Raw genomic sequence first — 25483 nt, 5'->3', positions numbered from 1 at the left:
GGGTGATCCAGTATTCCAGAGACGTCAGCGATTGAATCGATGAGCCGCGGGGTATGACGAGCTGAGCTAACGACATGAGCCCGCCCAATAGCGGCTATTGTGCCGCGAGCTTCTTCATCGCCGCCTTGATCGACGAGGCCGCATCCTCATAGCCGTCCCAGGCCTTGGTCTTGGCGAGCAGCGCCGGCACCGAGCGCACCGTGTATTTCTTCGGATCGAGATCACCGCGCACCTGCGTCCAGGTCAGCGGCATCGAGACCGTCGCGCCCGGACGCGCCCGCGGCGACAGCACCGCGACCGCGGTCGAGAGCCGGTCGTTGCGCAGATAATCGAGAAAGATCTTTCCGGTGCGCTTGGCCTTCGACATGTTGATCAGATAACGCTCGGGGTCTTCCTGCGCCATCCACTGACAGATGCCTTGCGCAAACGCCTTGGCCTCCTTCCAGGTCACCTTGTCCTTTGCGCCTGACGATAGCGGCGCCACGACGTGAAGGCCCTTGCCGCCGGTGGTCTTGCAAAAGCTCTCGAGCCCAACCGCGGTGAGCCGCCGGCGCATGTCCTTGGCGGCATCGATCACGTCGACGAAAGCGACATCGGGCGCGGGATCGAGATCGAACACCAGCCGGCCCGGCGTGTCATAGGCATCCGGCGCGCAATTCCAGGGATGCAGCTCGAGCCCACCGAGCTGCGCGACCGCAGCCAGCCCCTCGACCTGGTCGATCTGCAGATAAGGTTTGCGGTCGCCGGAGACCTTGGCGAGCTTCAGCAGCTTCGACGTGCCGGCCATCGCGTGACGCTGGAAGAACGTCTCGCCCTTGATGCCATCAGGCGCGCGCACGATCGAGCAGGGCCGGCCCTTGAGGTAGGAGATCATCCAGGCGCCGACCGCCTCGAAATAATTCGCGAGGTCGAGCTTGGTCACCGGCTCGCCATCGCCGGCGTCCGGCCACAGCGCCTTGGCGGGATGCGAGATGATGACACCCATCACCTCGGCGGTCCCCTTCTTCGCCACGCCCTTGGCCATCGGCTTCACCACTTTGGTTACGACCGGCCGCTCGGCCTCGACCTCATGCGCCGGCTTGTCCTGGCGCAGGCCCTTGAACGCCGCCTGGCGGATATTGCCGGCGTCGGTCCAGCCGGCGAACTCGATCTCGGCGACGAGTTCGGGCTTCAGCCAGTGCACGTCGCGGGTCTTCTTCGGCGCGTCCTTGCCGCCGAACGGGCTGGTGTCGGATGCCGCGGCCTTCAGCGCCGGCATGATACGGCGAACCGTGTCCTGGCCGAAGCCGGTGCCAACGATGCCGACAAAGGCCAGATGATCTCTGCGATAGACGCCGGCCATCAGCGAGCGGAATTTGCCGTTGGTAGTCTTCCAGCCGCCGATCACCACCTCATGGCCGGCGCGGATCTTCGCCTTGGTCCAGTCGTCGGACCGGCCGGAGCGATAGGCGCCGTCGAGCCGCTTGGAGACGATGCCCTCCAGCCCGAGCTTGCGCGCGGACTCCAGCACGGCCTCGCCGCGCTCCTCGAAATGCTCGACATAGCGGATCAGGAGGTTCCTGCCTTTGCGTGCAGCGAGCAACGCCTTCAGCCGCGCCTTGCGCTCGCTGAGCGGCAGCGGGCGCAAATCCTCGTGGCCTGCAAACAACAGGTCGAACGTATAGAAGATCAGCCCGTCGGTCTTGCCGTCCGAGAGCGCCGCCTGCAGCGTCGAAAAATGCGGCAAGCCATTCTTGTCGAGCGCGACGATCTCGCCATCGATCAAGGCATCCGGCAACTTGCCGGCCTCCTTCACGATCGCGCCGAACTTCTCGGACCAGTCGAGCCCCTTGCGGGTCTTCAACACCGCCTCGCGGTCTTCGACGCGGAGCTGGACGCGATAGCCGTCGAACTTGATCTCGTGGCACCAGCCCGTGCCGTTCGGCGGGCTCTCGACCGCGGCACAGAGTTGCGGCGTGACGAAATCGGGCATCTCCGACACCTGCCTCGACGTCGCCTTTCGCTCCTTCAACTTCGCTTTCGGCGCCTGAGCCTTGGTCCTGGCACGCGCATCCGCCGCCATGCCGTGATTGGACTGCCAGACCGCATCCGCCTTGGCCTTGCCGTTGCCTTTGGCCAGCATGAACGGCTTCGGAGCCCGCCCCTTGCCGGCCGCGATCTCGGCCATCGAGCGGCCGGAGGCGACCGAGCGATCCTCATCGAGGATCGCTTCGCCGTTGCCCTCCACGGCATATTCGTCGCGGTGCTTGATCAGCAGCCAGTTGGTGCGCTTGCCGCCGGTGCGATCGTTCTTCATCCGCACCAGCACCCAGCTGCCATGCAGCTTGTCGCCATTCAGCGTGAACTTGAGGTCGCCCTTCTTGAAGCCGCGCTCGGGATCGTCCGATTCCCAGGTACCGCGATCCCACAGCTGCACCGTGCCGCCGCCATACTGGCCGTCCGGAATGGTGCCTTCGAAGTCGCCATAGTCGAGCGGATGATCCTCGACCTCGACCGCCAGCCGCTTGTCATGCGGATCGAGCGAAGGCCCGCGCGTCACCGCCCAGGACTTGAAGACGCCGTCGAATTCGAGCCTGAAATCATAGTGCAGCCGCGTCGCGTCATGCTTCTGGATCACGAAGCGCCGCTGCTTGGCTGGCGCGACCTTGACCTCGCCTGACGGCTCATTGGTCTTCTCGAAGTCGCGCTTCTTGCGATAGGTGGTGAGATTTCTCAGCGACACGTGCAGGCCTCGGCACAAACGGCGACCGCCGCCTCGGCGCGGCCATCAGGAACCAAAACCTACGGTATCCGTTCAAGTTCCAAACTCAAGCTGTTTGGAGACGATCATGGCCGCTCCCCGCGCCTACTGGAAAGGCACGCTCAAACTCTCGCTGGTGTCGTGCCCCGTGGCGCTTTACCCGGCCTCGACCACGGTCGAGAAGACCCGCTTCCACATGATCAACCGGGAGACTGGCAACCGGCTGAAGCAGCAGATGGTCGATACCGAAACCGGCGACGTGGTCGAGGGCGACCAGAAGGGCCGCGGCTACGAGGTGAGCAAGGGCAAATATGTCGAGATCGAGAAGGACGAGCTCGAGGCGGTCCAGATCGAGAGCAACCACACCATCGACATCGACAGTTTCGTGCCCGAGGGCGAGATCGACAAGCGTTATCTCGACCACCCCTATTACATCAGGCCCGACGGCAAGGCCGGCGTCGACGCATTCGCGGTGATCCGCGACGCCATGAAGGACCAGGACCGGGTCGCACTGGCGCGGATCGTGCTGACCAACCGCGAGCACGTTATCGCGATCGAACCGCTCGACAAGGGCATGCTCGGCACCACCCTGCGCTACCCCTACGAGGTCCGCGATGCCGACGACTATTTCGACGACATCAAGAGCCCGAAGGTGACCAAGGACATGATCGAGCTTGCGAGCCACATCCTCGACAGCAAGGCGGCGCATTTCGATCCATCGAAATTCAAGGACGAGTACGAGACCGCGCTGAAGGCGCTCGTCCGCCGCAAAGCCGCCGGCAAGCCGATCAAGGCCGCGGAACGCGAGAAGAAGCCGAGCAATGTGGTCAACCTGATGGACGCGTTGCAGCAGAGCCTGAAGAGTGGGAAACGCGGCGCACGGCGGTCGCACGCCACCGGTCGGCGTCCGACCGCGCACCACCGTACGGCGAAGAAGACGCACCGGTCGAGCGCGCGGTCTCGCAAGGCGGGGTGAATTGATTTGCACTCGTCATGCCCGGGCTTGACCCGGGCATCCATCTGCTTGGCCAGAAAGACGTGGATGGCCGGGTCAAGCCCGGCCATGACGATCGAAGGGAGTTCGGCCTACCGCTTCTTCGCGGCCTTGCGCTTCTTCGCTGCCTTCTTCGCCGTTTTCTTGGACGCCTTCTTCGGCACCTTGCGGCCCTTGGCGCGTGCCTCCGACAGGCCGATCGCGATCGCCTGCTTGCGGCTCTTCGCCTTCTTCTTGGAGCGGCCGCTGCGCAACGTCCCGGCCTTGCGCTTCTTCATCACACGCTCGACATCGCCAGATGCCTTTCGCGAGTATTTTCGTGCCATGGCTTCTCTCCCGGTAGGGAAGAACAAGCCTCGATGAGAGCGAAGGTTCCGAAGCTCAGTCCGCCGCGCGCAGCCGATAGCCGATGCCGGTCTCGGTCAGCACGAATTGCGGGCGCTCGGGGTCGGCCTCGATCTTCTGGCGAAGCTGGCGCACATAAACCCGCAGATATTGCGCGTCGGTCAACTCGTCCCACAATTCCTTCAGCAGGAAGCGATGGGTCAGCACCTTGCCGGCATGCTGCACCAGCACGCGCAGCAGGTCGTATTCCTTCGGCGACAGCTTGATCTCCTTGTCGCCGACCTTGACGATCCGGCGCACCAGGTCGACCGAGAGATCGCCGGAGCGGAACACCGGCCGCTCGCCCTGCACCTGCAACTGGTGGCGCAGCGCCGCGCGCAGCCGCGCCAGCAATTCGTCCATGCCGAACGGTTTGGTCAAATAGTCGTCCGCCCCGAGATCGAGCGCCTGCACCTTGCCGGCCTCATCGCCGCGGCTCGACAGCACCACGACCGGCACGCTCTCGTTGCGACCGCGGATCATGCGCAGCAGGTCGTGGCCCTGGATGTCGGGCAGCCCGAGGTCGAGGATGATCAGCGCCGGCCCCTCGGCCAGCATCTCCAGCGCGATCTTGCCGTTGGAGGCTTCGAGGATGTCGTAGCCCTGCGTGCTCAGCCCCATCCGCAGCAGCTTGCGGATCGGCGGCTCATCGTCAATGACCAGGACCTTGATGGGCGTCGCATTCATGCAGCAGTGTCCAGCGCGTTGGTGTCGGCCGGGATCGGCAGGCGGATGGTGATGACGGCGCCGGTCCGGTCTAAACGGTTGGCTGCCGCGATCGTGCCGCGCATCGCCTCGACGAAGCCACGCGAGATCGCCAGCCCAAGACCTGTGCCGGGGCGGACATGGTCGCCCTTCTCGGCGCGATAGAACTTATCGAACACGCTTTCGAGCTCGGCGGCCGGGATGCCGTTGCCCTCGTCGAGGATCTGCAGCGTCACCGCGCCACGGTCGCGCGCGCCGCGGATCGAGATCGTGGTGTCCGACGGGGCGTATTTGGCGGCGTTGTCCAGCAGATTGAACAGCACCTGCTCGAACAGCACGGCGTCGAGCTCCAGCATCGGCAGGTCGGCGGCGAGCTCCAGCGACACACGGTGATGCACCAGGATCTTGGCGGCACGGCGCAGCGCGCTGCCGACGATCTCACCGACATCATGCCGCGCGGTGTTGGGTACGATCGCGCCTGACTCCAGCTTGGTCATGTCGAGCAGATTGGCGATGAAGCGATTGAGCCGCTCCGACTCGTCGATCACTGTGGCGAGCAGATCGTGCTTCTGGGCGTCACTCAGGTTCGCGCCGAGATCGCGCAGCGCCGAGGCCGAGCCGAGCACCGAGGCCAGCGGCGTCTTGAGGTCATGCGAGATCGAGGTCAGCAGCGCGCCGCGCAGCCGGTCGGATTCCACGGTGCGCTTGACGCGGTCCATGTCCTCGACCAGCAGCACGCGCTCGATTGCGAGCGCGCCCTGGTCGACCAGCGCGTCGAGCAGCCGGCGCTGGTCCGGCGTCAACAGTGGCCCGGTACGGTCGTCGTCGATGCCGATCACGCCGATCGGGCCGCGGCCGGTGCGCATCGGCAGGAACAGCCGCTTGCCGCCGGGCAGTGTGTCCGAGCCGCGGCCGGCCGGGCGGTCGTTGCCCCAGGCCCAATTGGCGGCGGCGAGATCGGCCTGGTCGAGCTGGTCCTCCGGCGGATAGCCGCTCTTGACGGTCAGCATGCCGGCCTCCGGCAGCAGCAGCACGACGCGCACCTTCAGCATCAGCGCGATCTGGTAGGCAGTCGCCCACAGCACGTCGTCAAGCGTCGCGGTGCCGGCGAGCTTGCGGCTGAAGGCGTACAGCGACTCGGTGGTGCGGACGCGGCCGATCGCGGTGTCGGCCTGGGTCCGCACCCGTGCCGCGACGTTGGAGACCAAAAGCGCGATCAGCATGAAGAAGAAGAACGCCGCGACGTTAGTCGGGTCGGTGATCGTGAAGGTGTAGACCGGCGGCAGGAAGAAGAAATTGTAGCACAACGACGCCGCGACGCTCGCCAGCAGCGACGGCCACAGGCCGTAGCGTGCCGCAGCACCAACCACGGCGGTGATGAACACGAGGTCGACATTCTCGATGCCGAAGAACGGCTGGATCAGCTTGGCCGCGCCGAGCCCGATCGCCGTCAGCAGCAGCGACATCAGATAGGGCCGCGGATTGAACGGGTCCTGCCGCTGCGCGGTCTGCACCGCCGCCTTGCCGACCGGCTGCTCGTCACCGGCGATCACGTTGACGCTGATATTGCCGGCGCGGCGCACCAGATCGTGCACGACAGAGCCGTGGGTCAGCTCGAACCACCGCGAGCGGGTCGATTTGCCGATGATGATCTGGGTGACGTTGTTGGCTTGCGCGAAACTGATGACGTCGTCGGCGATGCGGCGGCCGACACCGGGCAGCGTCAGCGCCTCGCCGCCGAGCGATTCCGCAAGCCGCATGGTGTCGGCCAACCGGTCGCGCTGCTCGTCGCTCAGTTGCAGGCTGCGCCGCGTCTCGATGCTGACCGCGGTCCATTGCGCATGCAGCCGGTCGGCGAGACGCTTGGTGTAGCGCACCAGGCCGGCCGCGCGCGGGTCCTCGCTGAGGCAGACCAGGATGCGCTCGCCGGCGGCCCAGGGGCCCTGGATCGCATTGGCCTGCATGTGGTTGAGCAGCTGCTCGTCAACCCGCTCGGCGGTGCGGCGCAGCGCGAGCTCGCGCAGCGCGGTCAGGTTGCCGGGCGAGAAGTAATGCTCCAGCGCGCGCTCGGCCTGCTTGGGCACATAGACCTTGCCCTCCTTCAGCCGCTGGATCAGGTCGTCGGGCGTGAGGTCGATCAGCTCGATGGCATCGGCGCGATCGACCACCGAATCCGGTACCGTCTCGCGCACCCGCACATGGGTGATCTGCGCGACGACGTCGTTGAGGCTCTCGATGTGCTGGATGTTGATCGCGGTGTAGACATCGATGCCGTGCGACAGCAGCTCTTCGACGTCGAGATAGCGCTTCGGGTGGCGGCTGCCCGGCGCGTTGGTATGGGCGAGCTCGTCGACGAGGGCGAGCTGCGGCCGGCGCGCGATCACGGCGTCGAGATCCATCTCCTCCAGCGTCTGGTCGCGATAGGCCAGCCGCTTGCGCGGGATCACCTCGAGGCCTTTCAGCAGCGCCTCGGTCTCGACCCGCCCGTGGGTTTCGACGACACCGACCACGACGTCGACGCCCGCCTTGAGGCGGGCGTGGGCGCTCGAGAGCATCTCGTAGGTCTTGCCGACGCCGGGTGCGGCGCCGATGAAGATCTTCAGCCGCCCCGATCGATCGGTCTCGCGGCGCGCCGCCTCCAGCAGCGCATCCGGCGAGGGTCTCTTTTCGGGGTCACGCTGATTGGCCATGCCGCAATATAGTCATCCTGCGAGAGCGGGCCTACTCCCCTATTTCGCGTTTGCCGCGTCGAGCGCCAGGTTGAGCGCAAGAACGTTAACGCGGGGCTCACCGATCACGCCGGCGAGGCGGCCTTGGGTGTTCTGCGTCACCAACTCGCGCACCGCATCCTCCGACATGCTGCGCGCCTTGGCGACCCGCGGCAGCTGGAACAGCGCCGCATCCGGCGAGATGTCGGGATCGAGCCCGCTGGCCGAGGTGGTGACGAGATCGACCGGCACGGTGGCGGTCGGGTTCTCCGCCTTCAGCTTCTCGACGTCCTCCTTGACCCGGTCGTTCAGCGCCTTGCTGGTCGGGCCGAGATTGGAGCCGCCGGAATTGGCCGCGTTGTACGGCGCCGGCACGGTCTTGGACGAGTCGTTCGGATCGGGTGCGACCGTCGCCGACGGCCGGCCGTGGAAGTATTTTTCATCCTTGAACTCCTGCCCGATCAGGGCCGAGCCGATCACCTTGCCGTTTCGCTCGATCAGGCTGCCTTGCGCCTGCTTCGGAAAGATGACGCCGGCGATCGCCGTCATGGCGAGCGGATAGGCAAGACCGGTGATCGCGGTCAGCAACACCAGCACCAGGATGGCGGGACGGATTTCTCTCAACATGGTTGCGGCTCCTTAAGCCAGGCCCAAAGCGGCGACGATGAGGTCGATCGCCTTGATGCCGATGAACGGGATGATGATGCCGCCGAGACCGTAGATCATCAGGTTGCGGCTGAGCAGCGCGCCGGCACCGACCGCGCGATACTTGACGCCCTTCAGCGCCAGCGGGATCAGCGCGATGATGATCAGCGCGTTGAAGATGATCGCCGACAGGATCGCGCTCTGCGGGCTCGCCAGATGCATCACGTTCAGCACCTGAAGCTGCGGATAGAACGCGAGGAACATCGCCGGGATGATCGCGAAATATTTCGCGACGTCGTTGGCGATCGAGAACGTGGTCAGCGCGCCGCGGGTCATCAACAGCTGCTTGCCAATCTCGACCACCTCGATCAGCTTGGTCGGGTTGGAGTCGAGGTCGACCATGTTGCCGGCCTCGCGCGCCGCCTGCGTGCCGGTGTTCATGGCGACGCCGACATCGGCCTGCGCCAGCGCCGGCGCGTCATTGGTACCGTCGCCGCACATCGCGACCAGCTTGCCCTTGGACTGCTCGTCGCGAATCAGCTTGAGCTTGTCCTCAGGGGTTGCCTGCGCCAGGAAGTCGTCGACACCGGCCTCGGCCGCAATCGCCGCCGCGGTCATCGGGTTGTCGCCGGTGATCATCACGGTGCGGATGCCCATGCGGCGCAATTCGGCGAAGCGCTCGCGGATGCCGCCCTTGACGATGTCCTTCAGGTGCACGACGCCGAGCAGCTTGCCGTCCTTGGCGACCGCCAGCGGCGTGCCGCCGGCCTTGGCGATCTCGTCGGCAATCGCCTGGATCTCGCGCGCCTCGGGGCTCATATTCGCCGCGACCGCACGGACGGTGTTGCCGGAGGCGACGGTGCGGGGTGTGCCGCCCTCGACATAAGCAAGGATCGCATCCACCGCGCCCTTGCGGACCGACATTGCGCCGGCGTCGATACCGCTCATCCGGGTCTGCGCCGTGAACGGCACGAAGGTCGCGGCCAGCTCATGCATGCCGCGGCCGCGGATGCCGTACTTCTCCTTGGCGAGCACCACGATCGAGCGGCCCTCCGGTGTCTCGTCAGCCAGCGAAGCAAGCTGTGCCGCGTCGGCGAGATCCTGCTCGGAGATGCCACGGATCGGACGGAACGTGGTCGCCTGGCGGTTGCCGAGCGTGATGGTGCCGGTCTTGTCCAGCAAGAGCGTATCGACATCGCCGGCGGCCTCCACCGCACGGCCGGACATCGCCAGCACGTTGAAGCGGACCAGGCGGTCCATGCCGGCAATGCCGATTGCCGACAGCAGCGCACCGATCGTTGTCGGGATCAGCGTGACGAACAGCGCCACCAGCACCACGACCGAGATCGAGCCGCCGGCATAGGCGGCATAGCTCGGGATCGTCACCGTGGCGAACACGAAGATGATGGTGAGGCCGGCGAGCAGGATATTGAGCGCGATCTCGTTCGGCGTCTTCTGCCGCTCCGCGCCCTCCACCAGCTTGATCATGCGGTCGATGAAGGTCGAGCCCTGCGCCGCGGTGATGCGGACGCGGATCCAGTCCGACAGCACCTGGGTGCCGCCGGTGACCGCCGAACGGTCACCGCCGGACTCGCGGATCACGGGCGCGGATTCACCGGTGATGGCGGCTTCGTTGACCGAGGCGACGCCTTCGATCACCTCGCCGTCGGAGGGAATGTTGTCGCCGGCCTCGACCAGCACGATGTCGCCGACCTTCAGCGAGGTGCCGGGCACCATGCGGTAGGTCCGGTCGGTGCCGGTGAGCAGCTTGGCCTGGCTCTCGGTGCGGGTCTTCTTCAGCGATTCCGCCTGCGCCTTGCCGCGGCCTTCGGCGACCGCTTCGGCAAAATTGGCGAACAGCACCGTGAACCAGAGCCAGAGGATGATCTGGAAGGTGAAGCCGAGATTGGCGTTGCCGGTGACGAGGTCGCGCACGAAGATCACGGTGGTCAGCGCTGCCACGACCTCGACCACGAACATCACGGGGTTCTTGGCCATCAGACGGGGATCGAGCTTGACGAAGGCCGATTTGATCGCCGGCACCAGGATCTTCGGGTCGAGCATGGTCGACGCCGTCACCTGCTTCTGCAGTCTTGTGGTTTCCATGGATGTCACTCCGGACAAATCAGATCAGAACAAGGTGTTGGCGTTCATGGCGAGGTGCTCGACGATCGGCCCGAGCGCCAGCGCCGGGAAGAACGTCAGACCGCCGATGATCAGGATCACGCCGATGACGAGGCCGACGAACAGGCCGCCGGTGGTCGGGAAGGTGCCCGCCGAGGCCGGGATCGACTTCTTCTCGACCAGCGAACCTGCAATGGCCATCGCCGGCACGATCATGAAGAAGCGGCCGACGAACATCGCCATCGCGAGCGTCAGATTGTAGAACAGCGTGTTGCCGGTGAGGCCCGCGAACGCCGAACCGTTATTGCCGGTTCCGGAAGTATAGGCATAGAGCACCTCAGTGAAACCGTGCGGACCGGCATTGGCCATCGAGGCCACCGCCGACGGCAGCACCACGCCGACCGCGGTCCAGCCGAGATACATCAGCGGCAGCACCAGGATCGCGAGCATCGCCATCTTGACCTCGCGCGCCTCGATCTTCTTGCCGACATATTCCGGGGTGCGACCGACCATCAGGCCGGCGACGAAGATCGCCAGCACGACGAACAGCAGCATGCCGTACAAGCCGGCGCCGACGCCGCCGATGATGACTTCGCCGAGCTGCATGTTGATCAGCGGGATCATACCGCCGAGCGCGGTGAAGCTGTCATGCATCGCATTGACCGCGCCGCAGGAGGCCGCGGTCGTGACGACGGCGAACAGCGAGGACGCGACGATGCCGAAGCGCACCTCCTTGCCCTCCATGTTGCCGCCGGTCAGGCCGTAGGCCTGCAGGAGAGAGGTGCCGCTGGCTTCCGCCCAATAGGTGACGGCGACGCCGGCGACGAACAGGATGCCCATCACGGCGAAGATCGCCCAGCCCTGGCGCTCGTTGCCGACCATGCGGCCGAACACGTTGGTCATTGCAGCGCCCAACGCGAAGATCGAGATCATCTGCACCAGGTTCGACAGCGCGGTCGGGTTCTCGAACGGGTGCGCGGCATTGGCATTGAAGAAGCCGCCGCCATTGGTGCCGAGCATCTTGATCGCAACCTGCGAAGCGACCGGTCCCAGCGCGATGGTCTGCTTGCCGCCCTCCAGCGTGGTGGCGTTGACATAGGCGCCGAGCGTCTGCGGCATGCCCTGCCAGACCAGGAACAGCGTGTAGACGATGCAGATCGGCAGCAGCACATAGAGCGCGCAGCGCGTGACGTCGACCCAGAAATTGCCGACTGTGCGCATCGACGAACGGGTGAAGCCGCGGATCAGCGCCATCGCCAGTGCGATGCCGGTCGCCGCCGATAGGAAGTTCTGGTGAGTCAGGCCCAGCATCTGGACCAGGTAGGACAGCGTGCTCTCGCCGCCGTAGTTCTGCCAGTTGGTGTTGGTGATGAAGGAGATCGCGGTGTTGAAGGAGAGATCCTCTGATACCGCCGACTGTCCGGCCGGGTTGAACGGCAGCACCGCCTGCAGCCGCATCAAACCGTAGATGAGGGCGAAGCCGCCGACATGGAACAGCAGCATGGCGACTGTATAGGTCAGCCAGTGCTGTTCGCGCCGCTCGTCGACGCCGCCGACCCAGTAGATACCGCGCTCGAGGGGGCGCAGCACGGGCGAGAGGAAGGTGCGCTCACCGTTGAACACGCGGGTCATGTACCAGCCGAGCGGTTTGACCAGCCCGATCACGATCGTGCAGAACAGAATAATTTGAATCCAGCCGATGACGGTCATCGCGTCAAACCTTTCGAATGGGAGCGAAGCGCAGCAGCGACGCAAACAGACCGAGCAACAGCCCGGTCAACACCGCGTCGGCTAACAAAATCTGGCACAGCGTGAGCATCGCGGGCCGCCTAGAAGCGTTCGGGCCGCAGCAATGCGTAGGTGAGGTAGAACAGGAGGCCGAGCGAGACGAGGCCGGCGAGCGAGTAATCGAAGATCATCGCCGCCTCCGCTACAGCCGTTCGCAGGCGTAGGCGTAGCCGATGCCGGCCGCGAAGAAGCCGATCGCGAGCGCCGCCATGAGAATGTCCATCATGAGAGACTCCTATGCGTCCGAGTGGCGCGGGCGACCGTATAAGCGCTCCGCGCCGGATCGCCGTGAGGTGCCATCCGGGGCATAGGTTTTCGAGATGTGACGCATAAGGACGTTATAGGAATTGTATAAGTGCCGAACTGCGCTCCGCTGTCGTCCCGGCGAAAGCCGGGACCCATAACCATAGGGCCGCATTTTGCGATGGCTGGGGCCCCAGCGCGACACGACAACTGAAATCGGTGGTTATGGGTCCTGGCGTTCGCCAGGACGACAGCGGAGGTTCCGTCTTTATGGAATCCCTATATCTCCGCCCCTCGCCTCATCTCGTTTTCAAATGGCACTCCGGCCATTTTGGGCCTGCGGTCAATGCTTTGAGCCGCACCCACGACGAGATGACGCCATGTCCGTGCTATCCGAATCCAGCTCGACCGACCTCGGCGAACGGCTGCGCGACGCTTACACGGTCACCGCCGAGTTCATGGCCGACATCATCAGCCAGACCTGCCGGCGCTTTCCTTCGGCCGGCCAGAGCGCCAAGACCTCGCGCGTCGAGCGCCTGATCCAGTCCGGCGCATGGACCGATGCCGCGATCGCGCTGCTCGATCTCGAGCTGCCGCAATGGCAGGTTCGCCGCCTGGTCTATGACGAAGGCGAGTGGCACTGCGCATTGTCGCGCGAACGCGAGCTGCCCGACTGGCTCGACCAGTCGATCGAGACCCACCATGCCGATCTCGCGATCGCAATCCTCAGCGCGTTCGTCGAGGCGCAGCGGATCTCGGCGCCCGAGAATCGCACCAGCGTGCCGACTGTCCGTCGCGACACCCGCGCGCTGTACGAGCCGCTGTTCGTCGACAATCTCGGCTGACGGCGGCGCAGCGTGAACACCAAACAATTGCCGCGGCAGCTGCAATCGGTCCAGGTCATGGTCCGGTTCGGCTTCCGGCTCGCCATCATGATCGGCTTTGCCGTGTTCGCCGGTGCGGGCTTCGGCAAGGGCCTGGTCACGCTGCTGTGGATGTCGGCGCTGATCTGCGCGCTCGCAGGCCTCGTCAAGCGCGAGATGCCGTTTGCCGCCGACCTCAATCACTGGGACGAAATGACCGCCTATGTCGCGCTGTGCGCACTCGGCACCGGTATCCTCCAGGGTCTCTGAACCATCCCCGAAAATCCTATGCCGCTCCTATGAAGTCGGCCGCTCGTCGCGCTCGATTTTATATCGCCCACGACAGACATTGATCGCGTGACTTCCACCTCAAGGACTACGTCAGTGAAACTCGTCGAACCTCCCTCGTGTAGCGCAACGTCCACCATTGTCTTCATCGGCCGCAACCGCGGCGGCCAATGGGTCGCGCAGCAGCAGAACGGCCTCTATGGCGGCCTGTTCGTCAACCGCGCCCAGGCCGTCAAATACGCGCTGTTCGAGAACGGCCAGCACCCCGAAATGATCGTTGAACTGTCGCGTGAGCTCGAGCTCGACATGCGCGGCGAGATCGCGAACCTCCCCGCAAGCCGCGTGGCCTGAGCCACTCCCATGACTGCGCAAGCTGACACGGCCGAATGGCTGTCGGGCTTCATCGCCGATCTTCCGACCCCCTTTACCCACCGCGACGAGATCGACACCGAGGCATTCGGCCGGCTGTGCGAGCGCCAAATCGCAGCCGGCGCCACGGCGCTGGTGGTCGGCGAGACCGCGGGCGAAAGCTCAACGCTGGAGCCCGCGGAACGCGCGCAGCTGGTCCGCATCGCCGCCCGCGTCGCGCGTAGGCGGGTCCGCATCATCGCCGGCGCCGGGTCGAACGCGACGGATCGTGCCGTCACGTTCACGCAGGCGGCCGAGGCGGCCGGCGCCGACGCCATCATGTCGGTCGTGCCCTATTACAACAAGCCGATGCCGCAGGGCATGGCGGCGCATTTCCGCGCCGTCGCCCCGGCCACCACGTTGCCCGTGATCCTGCACGACATTCCGTCACGGACGGTCAAGGGACTTGCGGATGAGACCCTGCTTGAGCTCGCAGCAGTGCCAGGGTTCGTTGGATTATGCGACGGCAGCGGTGACATCGCCCGGCTCGTGCGCCTGCGCTCGCGCCTGCCGGCAGACTTTCGGATGCTGACTGGCGACGACGCGACGTCGCTCACTTATCTCGCCGCCGGCGGCGACGGCTGCATCTCTTCGGTGACCAATGTCGCGCCCGATCTGTGCGTGGCCGTCGCCCGGCATCTTCGCGCCGGACGACTGCATCAGGCGCGCGAGCTGCATCGGCGGCTGATGCCGCTTGCAGCCCTGCTGGAGCGCGAGCATCCCGCTGCCCTGAAGTTCGCGCTGGCATTGCTGGGCTTCATGCAGCCGGCGACCCGGTTGCCGATCGTGCAACTCGGCGGACCGGCGAAGGCCGAGGTCGCGCAGGCGATGGCTGAGCTTGCCGACGAATATCTTGCAGCGGCTCAGTGAGATCGAGGCCGCACCCGCCATCGCAATGCACAATGGGATCAGCGCACGGGTCCGTGACACCTCGCCATATTGAGGTTCCCGGACGGCGCCCCATATCCACGGCAAGGGAGTGCTTGCCGTGCAGACCCTCAAGGCGGCTCTCGTTATGGCGACCGTCCTGGTCGCCCTGGTTTTCTCCATCGGTCCCGGCACGGCCGCGGACAACAACCGCCTTGCCCTGACCATTTCCATCGATGGCGCGATCGGGCCGGCATCGGCCAGCTACGTCAAGGATGCTTTGGCCAAGGCCGCCGAGCGGCGCGCCGAAGTCGTCATTCTGCGGATGAATACGCCGGGCGGCCTCAGCACCAGCATGCGCGAGATCATCACCGACGTGCTGGCCTCGCCCGTTCCCGTCGTCGGCTACGTTGCGCCGTCGGGCGCCCATGCAGCCAGCGCCGGGACCTACATCCTCTATGCGACCCATCTCGCGGCCATGGCGCCCGGCACCAATATCGGCGCCGCGACGCCGGTACAGATCGGCGGCCCGATGCCGGGTCTGCCAGGCAGCAGCCCGGACAAGGGCGGCAAGGAGAAGAACGGCGGCAGCGCGTCGGAGACAAAAGATGCCATGACGGCGAAGGTGACGAACGATGCCGTCGCCTTCATCCGCAGCCTCGCCGAACTGCGCGGCCGCAATGCCGACTGGGCCGAGAAGGCGGTCCGCGATGCCGCCACCCTCACCGCCAACGCCGCGCTGCAAGCCAATGTCATCGAGTTCACCGCGCGCGATTCCGCCGACCTGCTCAGGCAGGTCGATGGCCGGACGGTGGAGCTTGCCGGCGGCAAGACACAACGCCTGGCGACCAGGGACGCCGTGATCGAGGCCATCGATCCCACCTTTCTCTCTCGCGCGCTTGCGGTCGTCACCGACCCCAACATCGCATTCGTCCTGCTGATGGTCGGCATCTACGGCCTGATCTTCGAGTTCATGTCCCCCGGTGCCGTGGCGCCCGGGGTGGTCGGCACGATCTGCCTGCTGCTCGGCCTCTACGCGCTGAACATGCTGCCGATCAACTATGCCGGCTTCGCTTTGATGCTGGTCGGGATCGCGCTGCTCGCGATCGAGGCTTTCAACCCGACCGTCGTGATCGGCCTCGGCGGCATCGTCGCCTTCGTGCTGGGCGCCGCCATGCTGTTCCGGATCGAAGCGCCCGGATACACGCTGTCCTGGCAGGTGATCGGCATCGTCGCGGCGATGTTCGCAGGCCTCATCCTCGTCGTGCTCGGCGCGCTGCGCCGCGCGCGCAACGGCCCAATCCGCCTTGGCGCGCAGGCCATGCGCGGACTATCGGCCGAGGTTCTCGACTGGACCGGGACATCAGGTCACGTCTTCACCAATGGCGAGCGCTGGCAGGCGCGCAGCACTGAGGCGTTCAGAGCTGGAGAGACGGTCGAGGTCGCCAACATCGTGGATTTGACGCTGGTGGTCCGGCGTGCGCCGGCTGCCGCCGGCGAAGGAGGTAAAGCATGATGCTCGATTATTTCACCTATGCGGCGATCGCACTGCTGATCATCATCTTCCTGACCCAGGCGGTGCGTGTCCTGCGCGAATACGAGCGCGGCGTCATCTTCACGCTCGGCCGGTTCACCGGGGTGAAGGGCCCGGGGCTCATCATCCTGATTCCGGTGGTGCAGCAGCTGGTGAAGGTCGATCTCAGGGTGGTGGTGCAGGTGGTGCCGCCGCAGGATGTGATTTCGCGCGACAACGTCTCGGTCAAGGTCAACGCCGTGCTCTACTTCCGCATCGTCGATCCCGAGCGCGCCATCATCAAGGTCAGCGACTACATGGCCGCGACCAGCCAGCTGGCCCAGACCACGCTGCGCTCGGTGCTCGGCAAGCACGAGCTCGACGAGATGCTGGCGGAGCGCGACCGGCTCAACGCCGATATCCAGGAGACGCTCGACAAGCAGACCGATGTCTGGGGCATCAAGGTCAACGCGGTCGAGATCAAGGATATCGACATCAACGAGACCATGGTGCGGGCAATCGCCAAGCAGGCCGAGGCGGAACGGCTGCGGCGGGCCAAGGTGATCAACGCGATGGGCGAGCAGCAGGCCGCCGAGAAGCTGGTCGAGGCCGGACGGATCCTCGCCCAGGAGCCGCAGGCGATGCAGCTCCGTTATTTCGCGGCACTGCATGACATCGCCGGCGAGCGCTCTTCCACCGTGGTCTTCCCGCTGCCGATGAACCTGCTCGATCACCTGACGCGCCGAAGTGAGGCAACTTGATCTGGTTTGGGAGCGGAAGCGACGGCCGCTCAATGTCGACGCTCTCGTAAGCTCCGCGGCCTCCCCGCGTCATTGCGAGCGAAGCGAAGCAATCCATGGCGCCGCAAGCGAAGATATGGATTGCTTCGTCGCGATGCTCCTCGCAATGACGCGGACGGGTCGGCGCTCTAATGCCCGTGATGCTTGGCTCGCCACGCAGGTCCCGGGCCACGCATATAGTGCACCTCGGGCCGGTAGGGCGTGATCGGCTCCTCGCCGATCCAGGCGAGGAATTTGAGCAGGCCTTGTGCGGCGCCGCGCAGCAGCGAACGGATCGAAGTCACCGCGCGCATCTCAGTAATCCCACTTCTCGCCGAGCACGACCGGTGCCCGCGGATATCTTTCGGCATCGCCGCCGTACATGCCGGCATCGAGATGGATCAGCGCCCAATCCTCATGCCCGCGATGCAGCAGCAGCTCGTTGCGCAGCCGGTGGATCTTGGCAGCCGCGATGGCGCGGTGAAGCGTCCTGAACGCGGCGCCGATCCGGCGAATCGTCCGCTTCAGTACGGGACGGATGGCTCCGGCCGAGCCATGCGGCCGGACATCGTGTACATGGAGCAAGGTCATGTCCCACCTTCCTGTTGGCGGCGCGCGAACGCACCGCATCACGCCAGAAGATGCTGGGTAGGCCGTAGGAATTCGAGAGGACGCGCCGCGGTGCGGCATAGGAGCCGCATAAAGACGGTGAACCGCGCGTGGGGATCGGCCGCGCCGGCTGGCCCGGGCCGGAGCGCAACGCCACAGCCCGTGTTGACCAACGCGCATTCAGTGCTAGCCTTTTGGCAGCCAATCGCGTCAAGCGGGTTCGATAGCCGAGGGTAGCGACCATGAACCTCGTATCGCCAACTGCCGCAACTGCCGGGCCGGTCCCCTCCGATGGCGTGATCGCGGCAGGCGTCTATGTCGAGGGACGGCGCATCGCCAATATCGCGATCGATGAGGCCGCGAGCTGGCGCACCAAGCCGGATCACGTGGTGTGGATCGGCCTGCACGAGCCCGACATGACGCTGCTGAGCAGCCTGCAGCGGCAATTCCAGCTGCACGACCTCGCGATCGAAGACGCCGATCACGCGCATCAGCGGCCGAAGATCGAGCAATACGGCGATGCGCTTTTCATCGTGGCGCGAACCGCGCAGCTCGAAGGCGAGAGCATCGCGTTTGGCGAGACGCATCTGTTCGTCGGCGAGGGCTACATCGTCTCGGTGCGGCACGGCGCCTCGACGTCCTACACGCCGGTCCGCGAGCGCTGCGAGAGCTGTCCGCGCGCGCTTGCCCGAGGCGAGGACTACATCCTCTATGCCATCCTCGATTTCATCGTCGACAACTACTCCCCGGTGCTCGAGACGATCCAGGACGAGGTCGAGGCGATGGAGGCGGAGGTGCTGGCGAGCGCGATGACGCGGGCGCAGATCGAGCGGCTGTACCTGCTGCGGCGTGACCTGCTGCGGCTGCGCAACGCGGTCGGGCCGCTGGTGGAGGTCTGCCGCCGGCTCGAGCGCGACGACCTGCCGATGGTGCGCGCCACCATGCGCCCGCTGTTCCGCGACGTCACCGACCACGTCCGCACCATCCAGGAGCGGATCGACTCACTGCGTGAGGTGCTCGCCTTTGCCTTCGAAGCAAGCCTGCTGGTCGGTCAGGCGCAGGAAACGGCGATCTCCAAGAAGCTCGCCTCATGGCTTGCGATCGTTGCCGTGCCGACCGCGGTTGCCGGCATCTACGGCATGAATTTCAAGTACATCCCGGAGCTGCAATGGGAATACAGCTATTTCGTCGTGATGGGCCTGATGCTGCTCGCATGCGGCGGGCTGTTCTGGCGGTTCAGGCGTTCCGGCTGGCTTTAGGCCGCGATCAGAATATCGCGCCCTTCTGATCCGGCGCCGAACGTGGCGGCGCATCGCGGCCATGCCGCAAGCCACGAGATTTCGGACAATCCTACCTTCGACCGGCGGCGCGAGGGGCCGGTTTACGGTCGGCGGCAAGACCGGTAACCTCGCCTCCCAATGCGACGTGGAGAGTGCCCATGGGCCCTAAGGATCCGATCAACTGGATGCTGACAGACGCGATCGAGGCGCTCGCCCGGGCGGAACGGCTGCACCAGAGCTTCCTGAACATCCACCCGCGCGCGGGCAGCAGCGAGCCGAGCTGGGAACCGCCAATGGACGTGATCGAGACCGAGCAGGAGATCCTGATCCTGGTCGCGCTGCCTGGGGTCGATCCCGACGAGGTCGAGGCCGCGCTCGACGGCGGCACGCTTGTGATCAGCGGCCGTCGCACTTTGCCCGCCGAGCTCCGCAACGCCCGCATCCTGCGCCTCGAACTGCCGCAAGGCCGCTTCGAGCGGCGCATCGCGCTGCCGACCGGCCGCTACACCATCAGCCGCTTTGCCGCGCATGGTTGCGTCGGCCTGCGGCTCGGAAAATCGAGCTGAGGGGATTTCGCCATGGCCGCTTCAGACGTTTCAAGCCCGGCATCGACTTCGGCGCCGATCCCCAGCGATGCGATGATCATCGTCCCTGTCCGCAACACCGTGCTGTTTCCGGACGTCATCATCCCGATCACGATCGCGCGTGCGACCTCGATTGCCGCCGCCCAGCAGGCGGTGCGCGAGCAGCGACCGATCGGCATCCTGCTGCAACGCGATCCCGAAACGAACGATCCTGGCCCGGACGGCCTGTATCGTGTGGGCACCGTCGCCAACATCGTGCGCTACATCACCGGCGCCGACGACACCCACCATCTGGTCTGCCAGGGCGTGCAGCGCATGCGCGTGCTCGACTATCTGCCCGGCACCCCGTTCCTCGCCGCGCGCGTGCTGCAGATCCCGGAGCCGACCACCACCTCGCCCGAGATCGAGGCGCGCTTCCTCAATCTGCAGCGCCAGGCGCTGGAGGCCGCGCAATTGCTGCCACAGACGCCGCCCGAATTGATCGCCGCGCTGCAGGGCACGACGTCGCCGGCGACGCTGGCCGACCTTGCGACCTCCTACATGGACATCAAGCCGGCGGAGAAGCAGGACATCCTCGAGACCATCGACCTCGTGGCGCGGATGGACAAGGTGTCGCGGCATCTGGCCGAGCGCATCGAGGTGCTGCGGCTGAGCCAGGAGATCGGACAGAAGACCAAGGCGGTGTTCGACGAGCGGCAGCGCGAGGCGATCCTGCGCGAGCAGATGGCGACCATCCAGCGCCAGCTCGGCGAAGGCGACGGCAAGGCCGCAGAGGTCGCCGAGCTGACCAAGGCGATCGCGGACGCCAAGATGCCGCCGGAGGCCGAGAGCCAGGCGCAGAAGGAATTGCGCCGCTATGAGAGGATGCCGGAGGCCGCGGCCGAAGCCGGCATGGTGCGCAGCTATCTCGACTGGCTGATCGACCTGCCCTGGAGCATTCCCGAGGAGAAGCCGATCGACATCGCCGAGGCGCGCAAGATCCTCGACCAGGACCATTACGGCCTGGAGAAGATCAAGAGCCGCATCATCGAATATCTCGCGGTGCGCAAGCTCGCGCCCGGCGGCAAGGCGCCGATCCTCTGCTTCTTGGGTCCCCCCGGTGTCGGCAAGACCTCGCTCGGCCAATCGATCGCGCGCGCGATGTCGCGGCCGTTCGTGCGGGTCTCGCTCGGTGGCGTGCATGACGAGGCCGAGATCCGCGGCCACCGCCGCACCTATATCGGCGCGCTACCCGGCAACATCATCCAGGCGATCAAGAAGGCCGGCGCGCGCAATTGCGTGATGATGCTGGACGAGATCGACAAGATGGGCCGCGGCGTCCAGGGCGATCCGTCGGCCGCGATGCTCGAGGTGCTCGACCCCGAGCAGAACGGCACCTTCCGCGACAATTATCTCGGCGTGCCGTTCGACCTGTCGCGCGTCGTATTCATCGCGACCGCCAACATGCTCGACGGCGTGCCGGGCCCGCTGCTGGATCGCATGGAGCTGATCAGCCTCCCCGGCTACACCGAGGACGAGAAGCTCGAGATCGCCAAGCGCTACCTGGTGCGCCGCCAGCTCGAGGCCAACGGCATCAAGGCCGAGCAGGTCGAGATCGATCCGGACGCGCTGCGGCTGATCATCAAGAGCTATACCCGCGAGGCCGGCGTCCGCAATCTGGAGCGCGAGATCGGCAAGGTGCTGCGCAACGTCGCGGTGCAGATCGCCGAGGGCAGCACCAGCCACGTCACCATCGCGCCAAAGGATATCGTGGCGCTGCTCGGCCAGCCGCGCTTCGAGAACGAGATCGCGCAGCGCACCAGCATCCCCGGCGTCGCCACCGGCCTCGCCTGGACCCCGGTCGGCGGCGACATCCTGTTCATCGAGGCCTCACGCACGCCGGGCCGCGGCGCGCTGATGATCACCGGACAGCTCGGCGACGTCATGCGCGAAAGCGTGCAGGCCGCGATGACGCTGGTCAAAAGCCGTGCCGCGCAGCTCGGCATCGACCCCGCCGTGTTCGAGAAGAGCGACATCCACGTCCACGTTCCCGCCGGCGCTACGCCGAAGGACGGCCCGAGCGCAGGCGTTGCGATGTTCACCGCCCTCACCTCGCTCCTGACCGACCGCACCGTGCGCAGCGACACCGCGATGACCGGTGAAATCTCGCTGCGTGGCCTGGTGCTGCCGGTCGGCGGCATCAAGGAGAAGGTAGTCGCCGCCGCGGCCGCGGGGCTGACCCGGGTGATGCTGCCCGCGCGCAACAAGCGCGACTATGACGACATCCCCGCCGGCGCCCGCGCCAAGCTCGAGTTCATCTGGCTCGAACGCGTCGACGAGGCGATCGCCGCCGCGCTGGAGCCCGCCAAGGCGACGCCTGCGGCGGCGGAGTGAGCGGCGGCGGGCGTATGCTCCGCATCGATCGATCTCACTCGGGGCTCACCCCTCTCCCCAACCCTCCCCCGCAAGGGGGGAGGGAGCCTGATCAGCTTGCTCACCTCACGTCGCGCAAGAAGCGCCGACGATGTTTGAATAGCCGAACGGTCCGCGCTACGAGCACCAACTAATTTGGACGGTCTCGGCGGCGGAAATGTAAGGGAGCCATCGGCGGAAGGGTTCCCTCCCCCCTTGCGGGGGAGGGTTAGGGAGAGGGGTGCCGCACAGCGTGCGCTCTCAACTTAACGCTAAGCGCATTCACGCCGGAGCGGTTCGCTCAGTTCTTGGCCATGCAGTCCGAGATATAGAACCAGCGGTCGTCACCGGTCAGTCCCTTCTGCTTCACCTCTTTGCGGCAGGCCTTGAGCTTGGGCTTGTTGGCGCGCCACTGCTCCTTCATGGCCTTCAATTTCGCCATCGTCAGCTTGATCTTCGACGGCTTGGCTGTCGTGGTGGCAGCCGGCGCAGGTGCGGCCGGCGCCGCGGTCTGGGCCGACGCGGCATGAAGACCTACGGCGAGCAGCGCAGCGGCAAGGCAAATCCGGGTGCGAAACATTGAAATCCCCCAATTCCATAACTGTTCATTGAATAGTGCGAACGCCGCGGGCACCGGAGAATCGGCAACCCGCGGCGACAATAGTCGCGATCAGAGGATTTTGACCGCACTCAGCAAGGTCATGTAGATGCCCCAGGCCAGCGGAATGCCGACGAACAGCCAGAACAGCGCCGCCCTGCCGTCGAGACCGCCCTTGCCGATGCCGAACGACCCAGTCGCTCCGGCGCCGGCAGTCGCCGTCGCCTCCTGCAGTTTGGCGACTTCGGCGTCGCTCATATGCCACTTCGGATCAACCGGCTTGATCATGTAGTTGCAGATGAAGCCGGCAATCAGCATGGCACACAGGATGTACATCGTCGTGTTGTAGAGCTGGTCGCGCGGCACGCCGGCGGCGAGCTGGAATTCACGGATGTAGTTCACCACCACGGGACCGATGATGCCCGCGGTCGACCACGCCGTCAGCAGCCGGCCATGGATCGCGCCGACGAACTGGGTGCCGAACATGTCGGCGAGATAGGCCGGCACGGTGGAGAAGCCGCCACCATACATTGACAGAATGATACCGAAGCCGAGCACGAACAAGAGCTTCGAGCCCATCACGGCGAAGGTCGGCGCCAATGCGTAGAGCACGATGCCGAGCACGAAGAACGTATAGTAGGTGTTCTTGCGGCCGATCTTGTCCGACAGCGACGCCCAGAAGAAGCGGCCGCCGATGTTGAACAGCGACAGCAGTCCGGCGAAGCCGGCGGCGATCGCCGCGATCTGCGCCTTCTGCGTTGCATCGAGCCCGTTGAAGGGAACGTTGGGCAGCCCGATCAGCTTGCCGGCGAAGATTTCCTGCAACATCGGCGAGGCCATGCCGATCACGCCGATACCCGCCGACACGTTCAAGCACAGCACCCACCAGATCAGCCAGAATTGCGGCGTCTTGTGCGCGTTGTCGAGATGCACGTTCTTGGTCGAGATCATCGCGTTGGTCTTGGACGGCGGCGTCCAGCCGTCGGGCTGCCAACCAGCCGGCGGCAGGCGATAGCGGAAGGCACCGATCATCATGAACACGAAATAGATCACCGCCATGGTGAGGAAGGTTTCCCAGACGCCGACCGAGGTCGGGGTCTTGAAGTAGGTCATCAGCTTGTCGGCGAGCGGCGCACCGATCATCGCGCCGCCGCCGAAGCCCATGATCGCCATGCCGGTCGCCATGCCGCGACGGTCGGGGAACCATTTCACCAGCGTCGACACCGGCGAGATGTAGCCAAGGCCGAGCCCGATGCCGCCGACCACGCCGGAGCCGAGCCACATCAGCCACAGCTGATGAAAGTAGATACCGATCGCGCCGAGCACGAGGCCGCCGCACCAGCACAGCGCGGCGACGAAGCCGGCCTTGCGCGGCCCGACCTTCTCGAGCCAGCCGCCCCACACCGCGGCGGCGACGCCGAGCACCACGAAGAACAGCGTGAACATCCAGCCGAGGCTCGCGACCTTCCAGTCGCAAGTCGTCGTGAACAACTCCTGCATCAGCGAGATATCGGGGCACGCCTTCGGCGCGGTCAGCCCGATCGCGCGCGACAGCGGCAGCCAGAACACCGAGAAGCCGTAGGCCATGCCGATGCACAGATGGATGCACAGCGCCGCCGGCGGCACCAGCCAGCGGTTGAAGCCGGCGGTCGCGATCGTGTGTTCCTTGTCGAGGAAACCTGCGCCCTCCGCGGACACGCGTCCGGCGCTGCTCATCGTTGTCATTGCAACCTCCCCTGCAGCCGCCGTTACATCAGGCGCATCTGCGTCTTCGATCCCGTCTCAGCCCTTGCGGCAACCGAAAACCCGGCTGCTCCGCACATTCCCTCGATGCGCCGGGACCAACCACGCGCATTCCGGAAATGTTAACCCCCAATACGAACGGATATGCCTAGCCGTGCAGCCCGGTCAGGACGCAGGCCGGCTCTTGTCCGTCCACGTGCCCACGTCAGGGCACAGCTCCACCTGCACAACCCGGCGGAGATTATCAATTCGCGCAGAAGGGGAAATAGGTGTCGATAGGCAAAAGGTAGATATTCAGCTGCATCTAGCCTGTACGCGGCGATGCAGCATTTGAATTATCTATCGCTCCATTGATCTTCTCGATCAGGAAAACGATCCGGACGTCGCTACGTTCGGTGATCTCGACCTTGTCGCCGGTCTCCTGGATCAGCGCCGGGATATCGATCACCGAAAGCGGATCGGTGCAGTGCACTTCGAGGAAATCTCCCGCCGTCACGCCCCTGAGCGCCTTGCGTGTCTTCAGCGCGGGCAGCGGGCATTTCAGACCGGTGAGATCGAGCTTGGTCGTTGTCATGGTTCGACCATGGCGAAGCCGTCATGCATCGTCAACGCGCCACCTGTTCAGCTTTCGGCGGGCGCCGACGCGCGCACATCGTCGATCGGGATCGCGGCGCGCAGCATCAATTCGGCGACGTCCTCGATATCGTCGAGATGCACGACCGGCAGCGCGGTCTCGATCGCGACGTCGCTGGCAATCCCGACCACGCGCGGGTCATCGGGAAACAGCAGTGGCTTGCCATTGGCGGCGCGATACACCTCGATCTTGTTGACTGGCTCGCGCTTGAAGCCCTCGACCACGACGAGATCGACCTGCGCCATCTTGGCGAGCAGTTCAGGCAGCCGCGGCTCATGAGCGCCGCGCAGCTCGTGCATCAGCGCCCAGCGTCGCGTCGAGGACACCAGCACCTCGGTCGCGCCGGACTGCCGGTGCACCCAGGAATCCTTGCCGGGCACGTCGACATCGAATTCGTGATGGGCGTGCTTGATCACGGAAACCCGCAAGCCCCGGCCGAGCAGATGGGGGATCACCCGCGACAGCAGGGTGGTCTTGCCGGCACCGCTCCATCCCGCGAGGCCAATCACTTTCATCCGTGTCTCCGAAGCCACTTAGCGTCCAACGCTGCTTATATCAGCCTTGAGGCCGTGTCATGCCAGCCTCGCCGGAGGAT

At 65.4% G+C, this 25483-nt stretch carries 24 protein-coding genes; 10 read left to right on the top strand and 14 right to left on the bottom strand.

Annotation, left to right across the window (positions count from 1 at the left end; all coding sequences use genetic code 11):
- Positions 1-94: 94 nt before the first annotated feature.
- On the bottom strand, positions 95-2722 hold the full coding sequence (gene ligD, locus JQ616_RS32165; protein ID WP_212021794.1) for a DNA ligase D: 2628 nt from the start codon (positions 2720-2722) through the stop codon (positions 95-97).
- A gap of 106 nt (positions 2723-2828) precedes the next feature.
- On the opposite strand from ligD, the gene JQ616_RS32160 reads away from it, so the two are divergent.
- Positions 2829-3716 carry a Ku protein gene (locus JQ616_RS32160; RefSeq protein ID WP_212021792.1) on the top strand — a complete coding sequence of 296 codons (888 nt, stop codon included), beginning with the start codon at positions 2829-2831 and terminating at the stop codon, positions 3714-3716.
- 110 nt (positions 3717-3826) lie between these two features.
- Here the strand turns inward: JQ616_RS32160 and JQ616_RS32155 are convergent, their stop codons facing one another.
- The 7 genes from JQ616_RS32155 to JQ616_RS32125 form a co-directional block, all read right to left on the bottom strand.
- Positions 3827-4060, bottom strand: coding sequence for a DUF6496 domain-containing protein (locus tag JQ616_RS32155; protein ID WP_212021790.1), 234 nt, complete (start codon positions 4058-4060; stop codon positions 3827-3829).
- 55 nt (positions 4061-4115) lie between these two features.
- On the bottom strand, positions 4116-4805 hold the full coding sequence (locus JQ616_RS32150) for a response regulator (RefSeq protein ID WP_212021789.1): 690 nt from the start codon (positions 4803-4805) through the stop codon (positions 4116-4118).
- Entirely contained in the window at positions 4802-7513 is a 2712-nt protein-coding gene (locus tag JQ616_RS32145) for a sensor histidine kinase (protein WP_212021788.1), read from the bottom strand. The genes JQ616_RS32150 and JQ616_RS32145 overlap by 4 nt, the downstream gene beginning before the upstream one ends.
- A 39-nt stretch (positions 7514-7552) precedes the next feature.
- Complete coding sequence (locus JQ616_RS32140; RefSeq protein ID WP_212021787.1) at positions 7553-8158, bottom strand: K(+)-transporting ATPase subunit C; 606 nt, start codon at positions 8156-8158, stop codon at positions 7553-7555.
- 12 nt (positions 8159-8170) lie between these two features.
- Entirely contained in the window at positions 8171-10282 is a 2112-nt protein-coding gene (gene kdpB / locus JQ616_RS32135; RefSeq protein WP_212021786.1) for a potassium-transporting ATPase subunit KdpB, read from the bottom strand.
- A gap of 24 nt (positions 10283-10306) precedes the next feature.
- On the bottom strand, positions 10307-12010 hold the full coding sequence (kdpA, locus tag JQ616_RS32130) for a potassium-transporting ATPase subunit KdpA (RefSeq protein WP_212021785.1): 1704 nt from the start codon (positions 12008-12010) through the stop codon (positions 10307-10309).
- A gap of 119 nt (positions 12011-12129) precedes the next feature.
- Positions 12130-12219, bottom strand: a complete 90-nt coding sequence (locus JQ616_RS32125) for a K(+)-transporting ATPase subunit F (protein WP_016846764.1) — start codon at positions 12217-12219, stop codon at positions 12130-12132.
- 492 nt (positions 12220-12711) lie between these two features.
- On the opposite strand from JQ616_RS32125, the gene JQ616_RS32120 reads away from it, so the two are divergent.
- From JQ616_RS32120 to JQ616_RS32095, 6 genes are all read left to right on the top strand, one after another.
- Positions 12712-13176, top strand: a complete 465-nt coding sequence (locus JQ616_RS32120) for a hypothetical protein (protein WP_212021784.1) — start codon at positions 12712-12714, stop codon at positions 13174-13176.
- A 12-nt stretch (positions 13177-13188) separates the two neighbouring features.
- Positions 13189-13464, top strand: coding sequence for a hypothetical protein (locus JQ616_RS32115; RefSeq protein WP_212021783.1), 276 nt, complete (start codon positions 13189-13191; stop codon positions 13462-13464).
- 114 nt (positions 13465-13578) lie between these two features.
- On the top strand, positions 13579-13833 hold the full coding sequence (locus tag JQ616_RS32110) for a hypothetical protein (RefSeq protein ID WP_212021781.1): 255 nt from the start codon (positions 13579-13581) through the stop codon (positions 13831-13833).
- Positions 13834-13842: 9 nt separating this feature from the next.
- The gene (gene dapA, locus JQ616_RS32105; protein ID WP_212021779.1) at positions 13843-14760 is read left to right on the top strand and encodes a 4-hydroxy-tetrahydrodipicolinate synthase; all 918 of its coding nucleotides are present in this window, start codon (positions 13843-13845) and stop codon (positions 14758-14760) included.
- A 118-nt stretch (positions 14761-14878) separates the two neighbouring features.
- Entirely contained in the window at positions 14879-16273 is a 1395-nt protein-coding gene (locus JQ616_RS32100) for an NfeD family protein (protein WP_212021777.1), read from the top strand.
- Positions 16270-17031 carry a slipin family protein gene (locus tag JQ616_RS32095; RefSeq protein WP_163149928.1) on the top strand — a complete coding sequence of 254 codons (762 nt, stop codon included), beginning with the start codon at positions 16270-16272 and terminating at the stop codon, positions 17029-17031. The genes JQ616_RS32100 and JQ616_RS32095 overlap by 4 nt, the downstream gene beginning before the upstream one ends.
- A gap of 167 nt (positions 17032-17198) precedes the next feature.
- Here the strand turns inward: JQ616_RS32095 and JQ616_RS32090 are convergent, their stop codons facing one another.
- Positions 17199-17363 carry a hypothetical protein gene (locus JQ616_RS32090; RefSeq protein ID WP_212021775.1) on the bottom strand — a complete coding sequence of 55 codons (165 nt, stop codon included), beginning with the start codon at positions 17361-17363 and terminating at the stop codon, positions 17199-17201.
- Between the two features lies 1 nt (position 17364).
- The gene (locus tag JQ616_RS32085) at positions 17365-17640 is read right to left on the bottom strand and encodes a hypothetical protein (RefSeq protein WP_212021773.1); all 276 of its coding nucleotides are present in this window, start codon (positions 17638-17640) and stop codon (positions 17365-17367) included.
- Between the two features lie 260 nt (positions 17641-17900).
- Between JQ616_RS32085 and corA the strand changes: the two genes are divergently transcribed.
- The 3 genes from corA (at position 17901) to lon (ending at position 21895) form a co-directional block, all read left to right on the top strand.
- Positions 17901-18917, top strand: a complete 1017-nt coding sequence (gene corA / locus JQ616_RS32080) for a magnesium/cobalt transporter CorA (RefSeq protein ID WP_212021771.1) — start codon at positions 17901-17903, stop codon at positions 18915-18917.
- A gap of 179 nt (positions 18918-19096) precedes the next feature.
- Complete coding sequence (locus JQ616_RS32075; RefSeq protein ID WP_212021769.1) at positions 19097-19504, top strand: Hsp20/alpha crystallin family protein; 408 nt, start codon at positions 19097-19099, stop codon at positions 19502-19504.
- A gap of 12 nt (positions 19505-19516) precedes the next feature.
- Positions 19517-21895 carry an endopeptidase La gene (gene lon, locus JQ616_RS32070; RefSeq protein WP_212021767.1) on the top strand — a complete coding sequence of 793 codons (2379 nt, stop codon included), beginning with the start codon at positions 19517-19519 and terminating at the stop codon, positions 21893-21895.
- Positions 21896-22214: 319 nt separating this feature from the next.
- Here lon and JQ616_RS32065 read toward each other — a convergent pair whose 3' ends face one another.
- From JQ616_RS32065 to mobB, 4 genes are all read right to left on the bottom strand, one after another.
- Positions 22215-22493 (bottom strand): hypothetical protein, encoded by a 279-nt coding sequence (locus JQ616_RS32065; protein ID WP_212021765.1) that lies wholly within the window; start codon positions 22491-22493, stop codon positions 22215-22217.
- 90 nt (positions 22494-22583) lie between these two features.
- Positions 22584-24236, bottom strand: a complete 1653-nt coding sequence (locus JQ616_RS32060; protein WP_212021763.1) for an OFA family MFS transporter — start codon at positions 24234-24236, stop codon at positions 22584-22586.
- A 322-nt stretch (positions 24237-24558) separates the two neighbouring features.
- Positions 24559-24828, bottom strand: coding sequence for a sulfurtransferase TusA family protein (locus JQ616_RS32055; protein WP_212021761.1), 270 nt, complete (start codon positions 24826-24828; stop codon positions 24559-24561).
- Between the two features lie 47 nt (positions 24829-24875).
- Positions 24876-25403, bottom strand: coding sequence for a molybdopterin-guanine dinucleotide biosynthesis protein B (gene mobB, locus JQ616_RS32050; RefSeq protein WP_212021759.1), 528 nt, complete (start codon positions 25401-25403; stop codon positions 24876-24878).
- Positions 25404-25483 lie beyond the last annotated feature (80 nt).

Origin of the sequence: Bradyrhizobium tropiciagri (assembly GCF_018130545.1) — a bacterium.
GTDB classification, from domain to species: domain Bacteria; phylum Pseudomonadota; class Alphaproteobacteria; order Rhizobiales; family Xanthobacteraceae; genus Bradyrhizobium; species Bradyrhizobium tropiciagri_A.
The sequence above is the reverse complement of the archived record's forward strand: the minus strand, read 5'-3'. Positions and strand labels throughout refer to the sequence as shown.